At 63.9% G+C, this 16,941-nt stretch carries 16 protein-coding genes; 7 read left to right on the top strand and 9 right to left on the bottom strand.

Annotated elements, in window-relative coordinates; translation table 11 throughout:
* Positions 1–34: 34 nt before the first annotated feature.
* The 6 genes from EGJ86_RS18235 to EGJ86_RS18260 form a co-directional block, all read right to left on the bottom strand.
* Positions 35–943 carry a carbohydrate ABC transporter permease gene (locus EGJ86_RS18235; protein ID WP_106734938.1) on the bottom strand — a complete coding sequence of 303 codons (909 nt, stop codon included), beginning with the start codon at positions 941–943 and terminating at the stop codon, positions 35–37.
* 116 nt (positions 944–1,059) lie between these two features.
* Complete coding sequence (locus EGJ86_RS18240) at positions 1,060–2,328, bottom strand: ABC transporter substrate-binding protein (protein ID WP_125836078.1); 1,269 nt, start codon at positions 2,326–2,328, stop codon at positions 1,060–1,062.
* Between the two features lie 104 nt (positions 2,329–2,432).
* Positions 2,433–3,674 carry an AGE family epimerase/isomerase gene (locus tag EGJ86_RS18245; RefSeq protein WP_256672473.1) on the bottom strand — a complete coding sequence of 414 codons (1,242 nt, stop codon included), beginning with the start codon at positions 3,672–3,674 and terminating at the stop codon, positions 2,433–2,435.
* 116 nt (positions 3,675–3,790) lie between these two features.
* Positions 3,791–5,242, bottom strand: coding sequence for an ATP-binding protein (locus EGJ86_RS18250; RefSeq protein WP_099523555.1), 1,452 nt, complete (start codon positions 5,240–5,242; stop codon positions 3,791–3,793).
* Positions 5,232–5,966 carry a response regulator gene (locus EGJ86_RS18255; RefSeq protein ID WP_092376686.1) on the bottom strand — a complete coding sequence of 245 codons (735 nt, stop codon included), beginning with the start codon at positions 5,964–5,966 and terminating at the stop codon, positions 5,232–5,234. The genes EGJ86_RS18250 and EGJ86_RS18255 overlap by 11 nt, the downstream gene beginning before the upstream one ends.
* A gap of 55 nt (positions 5,967–6,021) precedes the next feature.
* The gene (locus tag EGJ86_RS18260) at positions 6,022–7,008 is read right to left on the bottom strand and encodes a glucokinase (protein WP_092376689.1); all 987 of its coding nucleotides are present in this window, start codon (positions 7,006–7,008) and stop codon (positions 6,022–6,024) included.
* A gap of 322 nt (positions 7,009–7,330) precedes the next feature.
* Here EGJ86_RS18260 and ubiM point away from each other — a divergent pair, with 322 nt between their 5' ends.
* The 3 genes from ubiM to EGJ86_RS18275 all read left to right on the top strand — a co-directional run bounded on the left by ubiM (position 7,331) and on the right by EGJ86_RS18275 (position 10,318).
* The gene (gene ubiM, locus EGJ86_RS18265) at positions 7,331–8,503 is read left to right on the top strand and encodes a 5-demethoxyubiquinol-8 5-hydroxylase UbiM (protein WP_092376692.1); all 1,173 of its coding nucleotides are present in this window, start codon (positions 7,331–7,333) and stop codon (positions 8,501–8,503) included.
* 158 nt (positions 8,504–8,661) lie between these two features.
* A complete protein-coding gene (ccoN, locus tag EGJ86_RS18270; protein WP_092376695.1) occupies positions 8,662–10,095 on the top strand; it encodes a cytochrome-c oxidase, cbb3-type subunit I in 1,434 nt (477 codons plus the stop codon).
* Positions 10,085–10,318 carry a cbb3-type cytochrome c oxidase subunit 3 gene (locus tag EGJ86_RS18275; protein WP_092380398.1) on the top strand — a complete coding sequence of 78 codons (234 nt, stop codon included), beginning with the start codon at positions 10,085–10,087 and terminating at the stop codon, positions 10,316–10,318. Before ccoN ends, EGJ86_RS18275 begins: the two co-directional genes overlap by 11 nt.
* A 6-nt stretch (positions 10,319–10,324) precedes the next feature.
* Here the strand turns inward: EGJ86_RS18275 and EGJ86_RS18280 are convergent, their stop codons facing one another.
* The gene (locus EGJ86_RS18280) at positions 10,325–10,981 is read right to left on the bottom strand and encodes a TIGR04211 family SH3 domain-containing protein (RefSeq protein ID WP_092376699.1); all 657 of its coding nucleotides are present in this window, start codon (positions 10,979–10,981) and stop codon (positions 10,325–10,327) included.
* 388 nt (positions 10,982–11,369) lie between these two features.
* The gene (locus tag EGJ86_RS18285; RefSeq protein ID WP_125836080.1) at positions 11,370–12,731 is read right to left on the bottom strand and encodes a bifunctional diguanylate cyclase/phosphodiesterase; all 1,362 of its coding nucleotides are present in this window, start codon (positions 12,729–12,731) and stop codon (positions 11,370–11,372) included.
* 506 nt (positions 12,732–13,237) lie between these two features.
* On the opposite strand from EGJ86_RS18285, the gene EGJ86_RS18290 reads away from it, so the two are divergent.
* From EGJ86_RS18290 to EGJ86_RS18300, 3 genes are read left to right on the top strand one after another with little or no spacing between them, the layout of a single operon-like run.
* Positions 13,238–13,783 (top strand): chalcone isomerase family protein, encoded by a 546-nt coding sequence (locus tag EGJ86_RS18290; protein WP_125836081.1) that lies wholly within the window; start codon positions 13,238–13,240, stop codon positions 13,781–13,783.
* Positions 13,784–13,791: 8 nt separating this feature from the next.
* Positions 13,792–14,325, top strand: coding sequence for a DUF3833 domain-containing protein (locus EGJ86_RS18295; RefSeq protein ID WP_125836082.1), 534 nt, complete (start codon positions 13,792–13,794; stop codon positions 14,323–14,325).
* Positions 14,322–15,020 (top strand): SDR family NAD(P)-dependent oxidoreductase, encoded by a 699-nt coding sequence (locus tag EGJ86_RS18300; protein WP_125836083.1) that lies wholly within the window; start codon positions 14,322–14,324, stop codon positions 15,018–15,020. The genes EGJ86_RS18295 and EGJ86_RS18300 overlap by 4 nt, the downstream gene beginning before the upstream one ends.
* Before the next feature lie 12 nt (positions 15,021–15,032).
* Here EGJ86_RS18300 and EGJ86_RS18305 read toward each other — a convergent pair whose 3' ends face one another.
* Positions 15,033–15,584: a TetR/AcrR family transcriptional regulator gene (locus EGJ86_RS18305; RefSeq protein WP_125836084.1), complete on the bottom strand. Its 552-nt coding sequence runs from the start codon at positions 15,582–15,584 to the stop codon at positions 15,033–15,035.
* Between the two features lie 172 nt (positions 15,585–15,756).
* On the opposite strand from EGJ86_RS18305, the gene EGJ86_RS18310 reads away from it, so the two are divergent.
* On the top strand, positions 15,757–16,926 hold the full coding sequence (locus EGJ86_RS18310) for a MexC family multidrug efflux RND transporter periplasmic adaptor subunit (RefSeq protein WP_125836085.1): 1,170 nt from the start codon (positions 15,757–15,759) through the stop codon (positions 16,924–16,926).
* Positions 16,927–16,941 lie beyond the last annotated feature (15 nt).

Raw genomic sequence — 16,941 nt, forward strand, 5'->3', positions numbered from 1 at the left:
GTCAGCGGCAGATCGTCGCTGCGCGACGCTCGCATCATTCATGGCGTTTGCCTCGCAGTTCCGAATAGAGGTACGGCACCAGCAGCGTGAGGATCGCGGCCAGCATCAGCATCGCGCTGGCCGAACCGATGCCCATCTGGCCGCGGCTGAAGGTGAAGGAGTACATGAACATCGCCGGCAAGTCGGAGGAGTAGCCGGGGCCGCCTGCGGTCATCGCCGCCACCAGGTCGAAGCTCTTGATGGCGATGTGCGCGAGGATCATCACCGCGCTGAAGAACACCGGGCGCAGGCTCGGCAGGACGATGCGCAGGTAGATGGTCGGCAGCCCTGCCCCATCCACCTGAGCAGCGCGGATGATCGACTGGTCGACGCTGCGCAGCCCGGCCAGGAACAGCGCCATGACGAAGCCCGAGGCCTGCCACACCGCTGCGATCACCAGGCAGTAGATGACCCGGTCCTGATCCACCAGCCAGTCGAGGCGAAAGCCTTCCCAGCCCCAGTCACGGAGCATCTTGTCCAGACCCAGGCCGGGGTTGAGCAGCCACTTCCAGGCGGTGCCGGTTACGATCATCGACAGCGCCATGGGGTACAGGTAGATGGTGCGGATGAAACCTTCGCGGCGGATGCGCTGGTCCAGCAGCACCGCCAGGAACACGCCGATCACCAGGCTGATGCCGATGAACAGCCCACCGAACACCAGCAGGTTCTGGCTCGCGACCCACCAGCGGTCGTTGTCCATCAGGCGCATGTACTGCTGCAGTCCGACCCACTTGTAGCTGGGCATGAAACTGGAGTTGGTGAACGACAGCACCAGGGTCCAGAGGATGTAGCCGTAGAAACCGACCAGTACCACCAGCATGCTCGGCGCCAGCACCAACTTGGGCAGCCAGCGTTGCAGTACATCGAGTGGGGAGGTCTTGGTCATTACCGTGGTGACACTCATCGGACATTACCAGTTGGCGAAGTGAAATCCGGGCCGAGCGCCGCCCTGACGGGGCCAGAGCCCTGTCGTGCGAGGCGGTGCTTGGGAGTTGGGCCGGCCGCGCCGGCCCGGTGGCGCTACTGAGCGGCCTTGATCGCTGCGTAGATCTGCGCGCCGGCCTTGCTCGGGTCGGCGTTCTTCTCACTCATGAAGTTGGTCACCACATCGAAGATGGCGCCCTGCACGGCGAGGTTGGTGGCCATGCTGTGGGCCATGCTCGGTTCCAGCTTGCCGTTCTTGTCGGCCTCCTGGAAATCCTTCATCGAGGCCTGGGCGCAGCTGTCGAACTTGCTCATGTCCAGGTCCGAGCGTACCGGAATCGAGCCCTTGTTCTCGTTGAACACGTACTGGAACTCAGGCTCCAGGGCGATGCGTGCCAGGGCATGCTGGGCGGCGATGTCGCCTTCGTTCTTGAGCTTGAACATGGCCATGGAGTCGATGTTGTAGGTGTAGCTGCCGGCGGTGCCCGGCATCGGCACGCACTGGTAGTCCTTGCCTGCCACCTTGCCGGCGGCCGTCCATTCGCTCTTGGCCCAGTCGCCCATGATCTGCATGCCAGCCTTGCCGTCGATCACCTCGGCGGTGGCCAGGTTCCAGTCGCGCCCGGCGCGGTTGTCGTCCATGTAGGTGGAGAGTTTTTTCAGCGCGGTGAACACCTCGGTCATCTGCGCGCTGGTCAGGGTCGCCTCGTCGTTCTCGACGAACGCCTTGTGGAAGCCCTCGGCGCCCATGATGCTCAGCACCAGGCCTTCGAACACGGTGCTGTCCTGCCAGGGCTGGCCGCCGTGAGCCAGCGGGATGAAGCCGGCAGCCTTGAGTTTGTCACCGGCAGCGTAGAGTTCGTCGAGGGTGGTCGGCGCCTTGTCGATACCGGCCTTCTCGAACACCTGCGGGTTGATCCACAGCCAGTTGACCCGGTGGATGTTCACCGGCACCGCGACGTAGTGACCGTCGTACTGCATGGTCTTGGCAACGGTCTTCGACAGCAGGCCATCCCAGTCGTTGGTCTGGGCCACTTCATCCAGTGGAGCGAGCAGATCCAGCGCGCCCCACTCCTGCAGGTCGGGACCTTTGATCTGCGCCGCCCCCGGCGGGTTGCCGGACACCACACGGGTCTTCAGCACGGTCATGGCGGCGGAACCGGCGCCACCGGCCACGGCGCCGTCCTTCCAGGTGAAACCATCCTTCTCGACCAGGTCACGCAGAACCTTCACCGCAGCAGCTTCACCACCGGAGGTCCACCAATGCACCACTTCCACCGTACCTTTGGAGTCGGCGGCCAGCGCGGCGAAGGGGAACAGGGAGGCGAGAGAAACGGCGGTAGCGAGGCGAGTAATAGCGTTCATCGGAGTACCTTTCTTGTTGTTATCGGGCAAGTCGTGGCGCTTGCGTTAACATGGAGTGTAATCAGGGTCGTTGCCGGCTCGGGTAACGAAAGGATGCATGAATGTCACCGCCTCGTTACATCGGCGGCAAGCGCCGTGGCCAGGCTCGGCGCTAGCGCCAGAGGCGGCAACAGCAATGCCTGGTAGGCGTGGTAGAGATCGGGTTTGCCCGCCCAGATCCGGGCGGCCGGCTGGTTGTGTTCATCGAGTTCGTGGTGCCAGCTACCGCCGTGCAGGTCGATGAAATGCTCTGCGATGAACGCCCAGCCCTGTCGATACCACTGCTCGTAGGCCGCTTCGCCGGTTCGCTGCACAAGCGCCGCCGCCGCCGCAACGGCCTCGGCATGCACCCAGTGCAGACGTGCGCGAACCACCGGTTGCTGGTTCCAGTCGAGGCTGTAGACCAACCCCGGCGCACCGTCAGCCTGCCAGGCATGCTGGCAGGCGCTGGCGAACAAACCCTTGGCATCGGCCAGCAGCCAGTCTGGCGCGGCGAGCCCGGCCTGGGCCAGCGCCGCTTCCAGATGCAGCAGCAGGCGCGCCCACTCGAAAGCATGACCAGGCGTGCTGCCGTAGGGACGAAAGGGGTCGGCGCGGTTATCCGCGTTGTACTCCGGCAGCGCCTGCCAGTGCGCATCGAAGTGCTCGACCACGACGTGCCCGCATGCGGCGGCGTGCCGATGGATCAGGCGCTCGGCGATACGCAGCGCGCGCTGCAACCAGAGCGCATTGCCGGTGACATCGGCCAGGGCGAGAAAGGCTTCCACGCCATGCATGTTGCTGTTGGCGCCGCGGTAAGCCTCCTCATCACGCCAGTCACGGTTGAAGCTCTCGCGCAGCGCGCCCTCCTCTTCGCTCCAGAAATGCCGCTCGATGATCTCGATAGCGTCATCGAGCAACGCCTGCGCGGCAGGACGACCAGCGACCCTGGCGGAGCTGGCCGCCAGCGCGACGAAGGCATGCAGGTAGGCGGACTTGCCGCTGCGCGTCGCATCGGCGAACCAGCCGCCGTGCTCCTCGTCCCACAGCGCGCCGCGCAGTGCAGCAAGGCCATGGTCGACCAGCGCGGCATGGCCGGGAATGCCCTGGATATGTGCCAGGGCGAAACAGTGAGTCATGCGCGTGGTGTGAATCAGCTCGGCAATCGCGCCCTCGGGCAAGCGCCCGTGCGCATCGAGCGCGGCGAAGCCCTGCTCGACCTTCGCCCCACGTGCGAACGGCAGCAGGCGCAGGCCTTCGTCATTCAGCCAGGTGAGGTGAGCGGGCTGGCATAGCCAGCTGTCGGGGCGCCAGGCAGGTGCTTTCACGGTTGTGCTCCATACGCAGCGCGGCGTGATGCCGCTGGGTCGAAGCCGGATTCTAGTCAGTGCCATCCGTGGCTCCGGTCACGAAAGCGCGCGCCTTTGTCACCGTTCGGTGACATTCACTCTGGCGTACGCGGCAGACGCAGGGTGACGCGCAAGCCGCCCTCGCGCAGGTTACGCAGGCTGACTTCACCGCCATGGCTGTGGGCGATGTTGCGCGCGATGCCAAGGCCCAGGCCGTAGCCCTGCTGCTGCCCGGCCAGGCGAAAATGCGGCTCGAACACCTGCTCCAGGCGTTGCTCCGGCACACCTGGGCCGTCGTCATCGACATGCAGGACGAAGGCTGCGTTGTCGTCCTCGATATGCAGATGCGCGTTGTGCCCGTACTTCAAGGCGTTGTCGATCAGGTTGCCAATGCAGCGGCGCAGCGCCAGCGGCTTGCCCGGATACGGCGCGCAGGCTTCGCCATCGAGGGTCACGCGGCCATTGCCCGCCGGCGCCAGGCAGGGTTCGACCAGGCAATGCAGCAAGTGGTTGAGGTCCACCGGCTCGATGTTCTCGTGAATGTCGGTGTCCTTCACGCACTGCAGCGCGCCTTTGACCAGTAGCTCGAGGTCATCCAGATCACGACCGAACTTGGTCTGCAGACTTTCATCGTCGAGCAGTTCGACGCGCAGGCGCAGGCGCGTGATGGGCGTGCGCAGGTCATGGGAAATGGCGCTGAACAACTGGCTGCGCTCGGTCAGGTAGCGGCTGATACGCTCGCGCATGGCGTTGAAGGCGCGGGCCACCTCGACCACTTCACGGCCGCCGCCCTCGGCCACCGGCTCCACCTCGGCGCCCAGCGACATATGCCGCGCGGTGCGCGCCAGGCGCTTGAGCGGACGGCTCTGCAGGTGCACCAGCAAACCGATGAACAGCAGCAGGAAAGCCGTGGTCAGCAGGATGAACCACAGCTGCTGGGTCGGCAGTATGGGTTCTTCCAGGCTGGTGTAGGGTTCGGGCAGCAACGAGGCGATGTACAGCCACTCCCCCGGCGCCAGCTGGATCTGCGTCACCAACACGGGCGGATTGACCGGCTCCAGAGTCAGCGCGTAATGCGCCCAGGAACGTGGCAGCTCGTCGAGTTTCAGGCCGCCGTTGAAGATGCGCAGGTCATCCGGACTGACGAAGGTCACCGAGATGTCCGCGGCAGTGCCCAGCGACTGGTGCAGCACCTCGGCCACCGCCTCGGTCACCGCCTGCTTGCGCGGCGTGGCCGGCAGCAACTCCATCTGCAGCGGACGATCATTGAGGCTTACCACGAAGCGCGTGCCACCCATGCTACGCAACTGATCGAGCACCAGCGGCCGATACGCCACCGGCAGCGAGCGGAAGTAACGCACGCTGGCGGACATCGAATGCGCCAGGCTGCGCGCAGTGGTGACCAGGCCTTCGAGCTGGGTGGCGCGCAGTTGCGACAGCCAGATCACGCTGGACAGCGTCTGCGCCGCCAATATCGCCAGCAAGGTGAGCAGCAGCATGCGCCCGAGCAGCGAGCGCGGCAGCCAGCGCCGCGGGTTAACGCCCATCGCCGGCCTGCAGGCTGACCGTGGCCGCCAGTTGATAGCCGCTGCCACGCACGGTGCGAATCAGCCGCGGCGGCTTGTCGGTATCGCGCAGGCGCTGGCGCAGGCGGCTGACGGCCATGTCGACGATGCGCTCCAGCGGCATCACCTCGCGGCCACGGGTGGCGTTACCGATGGTGTCGCGGTCGAGAATCTGCTGCGGGTGGTCGAGAAATAGCTTGAGCAAGGCGAAGTCGGCGCCGGACAGAATCACCTCCTCGCCGTCACGGTGAAACAACCGATGGCTGACCATGTCCAGGCGCCAGTCCTCGAAGGCCAGCACCTCGCCGCTGCGCTCCTGGGTGAATTGCGCGCGGCGCAGCAAGGCCTTGATCCGCGCCAGCAATTCGCGCGGGCTGAATGGCTTGCCGAGGTAGTCGTCGGCGCCCAGCTCCAGGCCGATCACGCGGTCGGCTTCGTCGGAGCTGGCGGTGAGCATGATGATCGGCACCTGGGCGAAGCGTTGGTGCTCGCGCACCCAGCGGCACAGGCTGAAGCCGTCCTCGTCGGGCAGCATCACATCGAGAATCACCAGGTCGGCCGACTCCGCACACAGGCTCTGGCGGAAGGCGGCGCCATCGGCCACGGCGCGCACCTGAAAGCCAACGCGGCTCAGGTAGGTATCGAGCAGTTCGCGAATTTCCTGGTCGTCATCGACCAGCAGAATCGATTTGCCGGGCTGGCTCATGGTCCGCCACCTTTCTTGTTATGACTGTATAGCCCGGATCAAATCCGGGGGGCTATCAATGCTTCTCCCGGATGGTATCCGGGCTACGTTCCGATGCCTGTTGCAAGGCCACGCCAGCGCCGGTCAGGCCGGTATACTCGGCCGTCACCAGCCACACTGGAATGCCGTGAAGGTAATCGCTCATGCAGCCCTTGTCGCTGAAGCTCTTGGCAAAACCGCTGGCGAGAAAACGTTCGGCAAAACGCGGCACCACACCGCCGACGATGTACACCCCGCCGCGCGCGCCCAACGTCAGTACGTTGTTACCGGCCACGCGCCCGAGCCAGCAACTGAACTGCTCCAGCACTTCGCCAGCAACAGGCTCGCCCGCCAGGCCGGCAGCGGTGATGGCCGCCGGCGTCGCGTGCTGCAGCGGCTGACCGTCGAGCTCGCAGATGGCCCGATACAGCACCAGCAGGCCGTTGCCACTGAGCACATCTTCGGCGCGCACGTGGCCCAGCTGTCGATAGAGAGCCTGCCAGAGCTCGGCTTCGCGCGGGCTACCGATGGGCAGGTCGACATGGCCACCCTCACCTGGCAGCACCAGCCAGCGCCCCTGCGCCTGCTCCAGCAGCGTGCCGACACCGAGACCGGTGCCGGCGCCGATCACCAGGGCTGGACGGTCGGCCTGCGGCTCGCCCGGGCACACCTGCACACGCTCGTGCTCGGCGATGCGGGTCATGCCCAGGGCCATGGCAGAGAAGTCGTTGATCATCAGCAAGCGGTCGATCTGCAACGCCTCGCAGAACGCCGTGCGGTCGATACGCCAGTGATTGTTGGTGAAGCGAAACAGGTTGCCGCTGACCGGCCCGGCGCAGGCCAGACACACCGAGCCGATGGCCCCCGGCTGCAGGCCCTGAGCCTGCAGATAGGCGGCAATAGCATGCTCCGGCCCTGCGAAATCGGCGGTCGGCAGAACCTGCACCGCCTCCAGTTGCTCGTCACGCCAGAGTGCGAAGCGTGCGTTGGTACCACCGATATCGCCGACCAGAGCCAGTTTCACTTGAACGCCTCCGGAGCGAAGGCCGTTCGATGATCGGCAACTGCAGAAAAGTGAGGATGCATGGCATCGACTCCAAACTCGAATTATTTTTGTAGTTCAAACAACGCACACCACAGTAAACCCGAAAATTACGCCTATCAAGCCGGCCAAAGTAGTAATAACAACAATATTAAATGCCAACCCATAGCCATCGACCCGCTCAACGGATTCAGCCCTCGGCATGATCCCGGACAATATCGGCGGCGTTGCGGCGACCTAGACTCGCACCGGCGCATGGCGGGTATCAACCGCCCCATTGGTCATCCGCACGGAGAGCTGCAGCATGTCACCCGATATCGTCATCGTCGGCGCCGGCCCGACGGGCCTGTGCCTGGCACGCGCCCTGTCCGGGCATGGCCTGTCCATCGTGGTACTGGAACGCCAGGCCGAGCAGGCCCTGGCCGAACCGGCCTTCGACGGCCGCGAGATCGCCCTCACTCATGGCTCACAGGCGCTGCTCGAACGCCTCGGCCTGTGGGCACGCCTGCCCAGCGAAGACGTTGCCGTACTGCGCGACGCCCAGGTATTCAACGGCCCCTCACTGTTCGCATTGAAGATCCGCGCCGAGCAGGCCGGCGCCGAACGCCTCGGCCATCTGGTAGCCAACCAGGCCATTCGCCGCGCTGCCTATCAAGCCGTGAGCGAATGCGCCGATGTGCAATTGCTGTGCGAAACCAGCGTGCGCGCCATCCAACAAGGCGAGCATGAAGTGAAGCTGGTACTGCAGGACGGCCAGGTGCTGCAACCACGCTTGCTGGTCGCCGCCGACAGCCGTTTCTCGGAAACCCGCCGTCAGCTAGGCATCGGTGCGCAGCTCAAGGACTTCGGCAAGAGCATGCTGGTGTGCCGCATGCAGCATGAACAGGATCACCAGCAAGTGGCCTGGGAATGGTTCGGCTATGGCCAGACCCTGGCCCTGCTGCCGCTCAATGGCCGGCAATCGTCCGTGGTGCTGACCTTGCCGCCGCGCGAGATCGAACGTCTGCAGAAGCTGGACGAAGCCACCTTTGCCCGCGAGATGGAGCAACGCTTCGACCGCCGCCTGGGCGCCATGCAACTGCTCAGCAGCCGCCACGTTTACCCGCTGGTGGGCGCCTATGCGCGGCGCATGGTCGGCAATCGCTGCGCCCTGCTCGGCGATGCCGCCGTGGGCATGCACCCGGTCACCGCGCATGGCTTCAACTTCGGTCTGATTGGCGTGCAGCTGCTCAGCGAGGCGCTACTGGCCGCCCATGGCAAACACCAGGACATCGGTTCAACATCAGCGCTGGCCCGCTACGAGCGCCAGCTGCGCCTGGCCACCTGGCCGCTGTACCAGGCCACCAACCTGCTGGTGGAGCTGTACACCAACGACCACCTGCCCGCCCGGCTGCTGCGCGGCGCCGGCCTGCGTGTGGCGCAGGGTCTGCTGCCGTTGAAGAAGGGCATTGCTCGCCACCTGACCGCCCAGGCCTGAGCCCTGCAAGCGCGCGCCGAACGTGGCGCGCGTCACCTGCCGCTCCATCTGATACGCATCAGACAGCAGTTTCTGAGTCTGTTTTGTTTTCCCCAGCCTCCATACAGTTTCGCCATTCGCGCGGCTTCGCCCGCATTACTGTATGGAAGGTTACCGCGATGCAATCTGCTGCTCCCCACCCGGCCTACAACTACAAGGTCGTTCGCCAATTCACCATCATGACCCTCTTCTGGGGCGTGGTGGGCATGTGCAACGGCGTGTTCATCGCCGCCCAACTGGTCTGGCCGGAGCTCAATTTCGACACGCCCTGGCTGAGCTTCGGCCGCCTGCGCCCACTGCATACCAGCCTGGTGATCTTCGGCTTCGCCGGCAGCGCGCAGTTCGCCGCCAGCTACTACGCCGTGCAGCGCACCTGCCAGACACGACTGTTTTCCGACAAACTGGCCGCCTTCACCTTCTGGGGCTGGCAGGCGACCATCCTGATCATGCTGGTGACCCTGCCCATGGGCCTGACCACCACCAAGGAATACGCCGAGATCGAATTCACCGGCGCGGTGTGGATGGCCATCGTCTGGGTCGCCTACGGCATCGTCTTCTTCACCACCCTGACGCAGCGCAAGACCCGCCATATCTACGTCGGCAACTGGTTCTTCGGCGCCTTCATCGTGGTCATCGCCATGCTGCACATCGTCAACCACCTGTCGGTGCCGGTGAGCTGGTTCAAGTCCTACTCGATCTACTCCGGTGCCACCGATGCCATGGTGCAGTGGTGGTATGGGCACAACGCGGTGGGCTTCTTCCTCACCACCGGTTTCCTGGGGATGATGTATTACTTCGTGCCCAAGCAGGTGAACCGGCCGGTGTATTCCTACCGCCTGTCGATCGTCCACTTCTGGGCGCTGATCACCCTGTACATCTGGGCTGGCCCGCACCACCTGCACTACACCGCCTTGCCGGACTGGGCGCAGAGCCTGGGTATGGTGATGTCGATCATCCTCCTGGCGCCAAGCTGGGGCGGCATGGTCAACGGTATGATGACGCTGTCCGGTGCCTGGCACCTGCTGCGCACCGACCCGATCCTGCGCTTTCTAGTGGTGTCCCTGGCGTTCTACGGCATGAGCACCTTCGAAGGCCCGATGATGGCGATCAAGACGGTCAACGCCCTGTCCCACTACACCGACTGGACCATCGGCCACGTGCATGCCGGCGCCCTCGGCTGGGTGGCGATGATCACCTTCGGCTCGCTCTATCACCTGATCCCGAAAGTCTTCGCTCGCGACAGCATGTACAGCACCGGCATGATCAACGCGCACTTCTGGCTGGCGACCATCGGCACCGTTCTGTACATCGCCTCGATGTGGGTAAACGGCATCACCCAGGGCCTGATGTGGCGCGCGGTGAACGAGGACGGCACCCTCACCTACTCCTTCGTCGAGGCGCTGGAGGCCAGTCACCCCGGCTTCGTGGTACGCCTGGTCGGCGGTCTGTGCTTCCTCGCCGGCATGCTGCTGATGGCGCTCAACACCTGGCTGACGCTGCGTCGCCCGGCCACCGAGTCGCACGATGCCGCAGAGGCCGCTCATGCTAGCTGAAGCCTGGTGGATGATCGCCCTGGCGGTGTTCTTCCTCGGCGTGCAACTGAGCCTCGGGCGCGGCAGCCAGCGTGACCTCAACGAAGCCACCATGCTGCCGTTTGCCGACGATCCCGAAGTGGCCCGACGGGTCGAGCGCGATACCGGGCGCAGCACCCGCGGCTGCGCCTGCCCCGGTACGTGCAGCGGGAGCTGCGAGCATCAGGGACAGCAGGAGTTCTGAGGGCGCTCAGACCCACTGATCATTACGCTTGCGCTTGACCCGCAGCATGGTCGGCAGGATCAGCCCGAGCAGCAGCCCGGCGCCGGCGATGCTGCCGCCATAGGCCATGTAGCGCATCAGTACCTGCTGCTGCTCCTCACCCAGTTGCGCCTGGGCATCACGCAGCTGCGAACGGGTGGTGGTCAGCTCGGCGTCCAGCGCGCCGCGGGCGGCCTGCAGTTCGTCGATCAGGTTCTTGCGCGTGTCGAGGGTTTCCTGCATGCCTTGCACACGAGCCTTCCAGGCATCGTCGATGCCTTTGAGCTCAGCGCTGAGGTCGGCGACTTTCTGTTCCAGTTGCGGCAGACGTTCGGTCTGGCCTGGCACCGATTGCAGGTCGCGGCTGGGAATCCACACCGTGCTGCCACTGGCGCTGCGTACCTGGCTGTAGTCGCCCTGAGTGCGCAGCAGCTCCACTTTCTCCCCGGAAACCAGCGTGCCGACGATACGGTAGCCATCGGTGGGGCCGCTGCGTACGTAGGTATTCAGGCTGTCGCTGACCCAGCGCTGGTTACTGGCGGCCTCTTCCGCCAGTGACGGCTGCACGCCGCCGAGCAGGCCACCGAGCAGCAGGCAGGCACCGAGAATGCGGGGTTGGAGTGGAGCATGACGAGATAAAAACATGGGGCGATCTTCACATGGCAGTCAGACGAACCCGGCGAACGGGATGAACGATGCCGGCCACACGCACGAGCACATGCTCAAGCACGATTCAGGCAGAATCCGCGACGTAGACGCCACACTAACGGCCAATAGCCATCAATTCCTGCCGGTACGGGCCGACAGCAGACAGACATTGGCCACTTGCTTCGAGTTCACTCGCAGCAAGAGATGGTAGATGGACGGATCGTCGTCTCAGAACCTGTTCACGATCTCGCGAGCTAGAGCCAGGCAAGGCGAAACCAGGCGAATAACGCTCGGAGTCGCGTTCGACTTTACGAGTTGTAAATGAGCATTTTGAGCGTGGTTTCAACGCAGCATGGCCGACGCGCAGCAGATCGTGAACAGTTTCTCAGGCGCTGTGGCGCTGCACGAAGGAGCAGAAGTCCGCCAACGGCATCGGCCGGCCAAGCAGGTAGCCCTGGAACTGGCTGCAGCCGTTATCAGCCAGAAACCGCCGCTGCGCCTCGGTTTCCACGCCCTCGGCGATCACCGTCATGCCCATGCTCTGCCCCAGGGCAATCACCGTACGCACGATGGTTTCGCTGTTGGCATCGGTGAGCACGTCGCAGATGAACGACCGGTCTATTTTCAGTTTGCTCAGCGGCAGACGCTTGAGGTGGCTGAGGGAAGAAAAACCGGTACCAAAGTCATCCAGCGAGAAGCGCACGCCCTGCTCGACCAGCGCCGCCATCTTGCGCGTCAGGTCCTCCATGTCACGGACGATCAGCGTCTCGGTCAACTCCAGTTCCAGGCGCTGGGCATCGATACCGTGACGCTCGATCAGGCCGAGGATTTCGGCGACGAAACTGCTCTGTGAGAATTGCTTCTGACTGATGTTCACCGCCAGCCCTACATCGCCAAAGAGCGGGTCATCCTTCCATTGCCGCAAGCGCGCGGCCGTTTGCTCCAGCACCCACTGGCCAATGGGGATGATCAACCCGGTGTTCTCGGCGTGGTCGATGAACTCACCCGGCGCCAGCAAACCACGCTGTGGGTGCTGCCAGCGAATCAGCAATTCGGCACCGATCACCCGGTTCGCGTCATTGAGCTGCGGTTGGTAATACAGCACGAACTGCCGCTCACGCACGGCCGCGCGCAAGTCACGATCCAGCTCCGAGCGCTCGGCGGTATCGCTTTGCAGGATGTGCAGGAGCAGGAAAAACAGCGCCATGGCGGCAACGCCCTGCACCCAGGAGCCGACGATGCGCACATCGTCCGGCAGCGCATAAAGATCGGTGGGCCGCCAGTTGGACGCGGCCAGTGCAACGAACAGCAGTAGACAGAACAGGCACATGCCGTAACGCAGCCACAAGGGCTCATCGCGGAAGGCCATCAACGCACCGACGGCCACCGGCAGCAGATAGAGATGAGTCGCACGCGGCGCCGTGAGCGTCGGCGGGTCGAGCAGCAGGGTCGAGGCGACGACGATAAGGATCAGCGCACCGAACAGAATCAGGTTGGCGCTGCGCGCCTGGTTGCGCAGGGTCAGCGCGAAAACCGCCACACCGCTGCAGACGATAGCCACATCCATGATGACGATGGCCCAGTAGCCGCGAGAGGAAAAGAACAGCCCCCAGAGCAGGCCCATCACGATCATCACCACGCTCGACAGCATGCGCATCCGGCGCTCACGTCGCTGGCCGACCAGAGCCAGGTCTGCACCATGCCAGAGTTTGCGAACGCGTCTGCCGAAGCTGGAGAGTGATGGCATGATGAAATCCTGATTCGATCACTTCATTCTTGAAGCTGCCTGGCCGAATGCAAGTTTCCGGCGCAGCTTTTAACAGGCGATTAATGCTGCCAGTGCGCCTCACTGGCCAAGCGTTCGGCCATCAAGTCCATCGGTCTCCGCCATAGTGATACCCCTCCCACCGCCTACAGCGCCTCCGTGCGCTGCTATTGCCCCACCTACCGCCGCGCCAGACGCGCCGCGCATATGAACGGTAAGGCCGACCTTCGCGCCCCATATCTATACAAAAGCTGTACAACTTCATTTTTTGTACATATATTAGATTCAAACAGGGCTCGTACAACGCTTGCACACCTTGCTCCAGGCCTGCTTGCCACGACCGACGACAGCCCAAACAAGCTGCGCAATCCGGCAACACTCTCTCCCCTTTTTTGGTTGCCGGATTTTTTTACTCAATGCCCGTCGCCGCCGGGCGCCGAATCAACGGCTGGACGCGGCCCCCGTCAGCCGCCTCAGAGGCAACGACCATGGCCACCCTGATTCGACCTCTGCCCCCTGCCGTATTGCTGTTTTTGCTGCTGCTCGGCCAGCCAGTGCAGGCCACCATCCAGGACGGCTGGCGTGAACAACTACCGCAGGCCAGTCTGGTGGGCAGCGGCGACTTCAGCTGGTTCGGTTTCTCGGTCTACAACGCCAAGCTGTGGAGCCCAGTGCAGCGCGTGGATTTCTCCCAGCCCTTCGCTCTGGAGCTAACCTACCGGCGCACCATCAGCCGGGAAACCCTGGTCGATACCAGCCTCGACGAAATTCGCCGGATCAACGGCGAGCCCCTCGACAGCGAACAGCAGATCGTCTGGACGAAACAGATGAGCCAGGCTTTCGTCGACGTGAAGGATGGCACGCGCATCACCGGCGTATTCCTGCCCGGCGAGGGCTGCCGTTTCTATGTCGATGGCAAGCTGCAACACGTCATCAATGATCAAGAGTTCGCCCGTGCCTTCTTCTCCATCTGGCTCGACCCGCAGACCCGCAGCCCGAAACTGCGTGCCGCTCTGCTTGGCCTTAACCCGTGAGGTACTACATGAAAGCCCTATTGATCGTGCTGAGCACTCTGCTGCTGATCAGCTGCGGCCAGGTCCCGGTCGAGCGTTACGCCAACGAGAAACCCGTGCTGGATCTGCCCACTTACTTCTCCGGGCCGGTGCAGGCCTGGGGCATGTTCCAGGATCGCTCCGGTGAGGTGATCAAGCGCTTCCACGTCGATATCCAGAGCCGCCGCGAGGGCGACAAGCTGATCCTCGACGAGCGTTTTCTTTACAGCGACGGCACCCGCCAGCGCCGGGTCTGGACCCTGACCCCGGACGGTGACGGACGCTGGATCGGCACCGCCGACGACGTGGTCGGCGAAGCCATCGGTGAAGTGGCTGGCAATGCTCTGCGCTGGCGTTATCACCTCAACCTGCCGGTGGATGACAGCACCTACGTCGTCTACTTCGACGACTGGATGTACCTGATGGATGACGACACCCTGATCAACCGCTCGGCCATGAGCAAGTTCGGCATCGAACTGGGCCAGGTCACGCTGTTCTTCCGCCGGGGCGCTGCCACACCATGACCCTGCACAGCCTCGGTAGCGGCTACAAGGCGCTGGTGATTGGCGCCAGCGGCAGCATCGGTCAGGCCTTCTGCCAGGCGCTGCGTGCCGACCCCAACTGCGCCAGTGTGCGCGAGCTGAGCCGCAGCAGCTCGCCGTCACTCGATCTGGAGCTTCCAACCAGCATCGTCGAAGCCGCAGCGGCACTGACCGACGAAGGGCCGTATCAGTTGATCCTGCATACGGCCGGGCTATTGCACCGCGACGGAATCGAACCGGAGAAGAGCCTGGCTGCCATCGAAGCCGATGCACTGCAGGCGGTATTCCAGGTCAACGCACTGGGACCGGCGTTGGTGCTGCGCCACTTTCTGCCTCTGCTGGACAAACAGGGCGCCATGGCCATGCTCTCGGCCAAGGTCGGCAGCATCGGCGACAACCGTCTCGGTGGTTGGTACGCCTACCGTGCGTCCAAGGCGGCGCTGAACATGCTGATCAAGACCGCCGCCATCGAGCTGGCACGCAGCAAGCCCAAAGCTCGACTGCTCAGCCTGCATCCCGGCACAGTGATTTCGCCCCTGTCACAGCCCTTTCGCGGCGCCGCAGCCGCACGACCGGCCGAACAGGCAGCAGCGGAAATGCTGCGGGTGATCGATGCATTGGGGCCCGAGCACAGCGGCAGCTTTCACGCCTACGACGGCCAGCCCCTGCCGTGGTGACAGGCTTGAGCATCAGGGCCGTTGCTGCCCGGCACCCTTGAGAAAGAACTGCTCCAGCACCGCCAGCGAACGCGCACTGGTGGCGCGGCCACGTCGCTCGGCATCGACCATGCCATAAACAAGCGATACGAACAGTTCGGTCAGCAGCTCGGCGGTGATGTCGATGCGGAAGTACCCCTCCTGCTGGCCACGCAGGAAGAAGCGGTCCAACGCATCGGTATAGGCGATCCAGCGCGCCCCGTCCTGGTCCGGATCGAGGCTGTCCGGGCGGTACTGGAAGATCATGAACACCAGCAATTCGCGGTGTCTGAGGTGGTTCTCGATCAGGTCGCGCAATGCCTGCGCCACATCGGCGACCTGCAGGTTGGCGTCTTCGATCACCTTATTGAGCGCTGCCTGGCTGTGATTCATCAGGCGCTCGACCAGGCTGTCACGCGTGCCACAGAAACGATGCAAGGTGGCCTTGCTGACGCCCGCGGCTTCGGCCAGGTCTTTCAGCGTCGCCCGCGGGCGATCGACGATGGCAACAGCCAGGGCCTTGAGCAGCTTTTCATCATTGGACATCGAAGGCCTCCAGCTTGAGCAGCGCGCATTGTGCAGAAAAAGTCCCCAGACTCAACGGGGACTTACAATTTTGCTCACAGAAGACCCACATGAGTCAATATTGACTCATTTAAGCCAAAGTACGATCATTCGCGCCTTTCAGGGAAAATGAATCTCAATCCAGGTGACAGGCATGAGCAGAATTCGCGGACGTTACGTTTTTTCAGTGGTCACTCTGCTGGCGGCAATCGGCCTGGCCGGCTGCGACAAAGGTGAGCAAGGCTGGGGCGAGGCACCGCCACGCGAAGTCGACGTACTGACCGTCAAGCCCGAGCCGTTCACCGTGATCGCCGAACTGCCAGGCCGTATCGAACCGGTGCGCACCGCTGAAGTACGCGCCCGGGTCGCCGGCATCGTGCTCAAGCGCACCTTCGAGGAAGGGAGCGACGTCAAGGCCGGCGACCTGCTGTTCCAGATCGACCCGGCGCCGTTCAAGGCCGCCCTGTCCCGTGCTCAAGGCGAACTGGCGCGTGCCGAGGCACAGTTGTTCCAGGCTCAGGCCACGGTCAAGCGCTACGAGCCGCTGGTGAAGATCGATGCCGTCAGCAAGCAGGACTTCGATGTAGCCAAGGCCGCCCTGCAAAGCGCCCAGGCCGACAAGCGCTCGGCACAAGCCAGCGTGGAAACGGCACGCCTTGATCTGGGTTACGCCGAAGTGCGCGCGCCGATTGCCGGGCGCATTGGCCGTGCCCAGGTGACCGAAGGCGCCCTGGTTGGCCAGGGTGAAGCCACCCTGCTCGCGCGCATCCAGCAGCTCGACCCGGTGTATGCCGACTTCACCCAGCCAGCCGCCGATGCCCTGCGCCTGCGTGCCGCTATCGCCGATGGCAAGGTCTCCGGTGAGGCCGACAAGCAGCTGTCGCTGCGCGTCGACGGCACCGACATCGAGAGCAACGGCACCCTGCTGTTCACCGATATCTCGGTAGATCGCAGCACCGGCCAGATCGCTCTGCGCGGGCGCTTCGACAACCCGCAAGGCGTGCTTTTGCCCGGTATGTACGTACGTGTGCGCACCCCGCAAGGCCTCGACCAGAACGCCATTCTGGTGCCGCAACGCGCCGTTCAGCGCTCTGCCGATGGCCAGGCCAGCGTGATGTTGCTGGGCGCTGACGATACCGTCGAGTCACGCCCGGTCACCACTGGCGCCATGCAGGGTTCGCGCTGGCAGATCAGTGAAGGCCTCAAGCCGGGTGACAAGGTCATCGTCAGCTCGCTGTCGGCGATCCGCCCCGGTGCCAAGGTGGTGCCCCGCGAAGAAGGCGCGCCCGCGTCCGACGCCGCCAGCCAACCCAAGGCGCAATAAGCCGGAGTCCATGAC

Origin of the sequence: Pseudomonas sp. o96-267 (assembly GCF_003935465.1) — a bacterium.
In the GTDB taxonomy this organism is placed as follows: Bacteria; Pseudomonadota; Gammaproteobacteria; order Pseudomonadales; family Pseudomonadaceae; genus Aquipseudomonas; species Aquipseudomonas sediminis.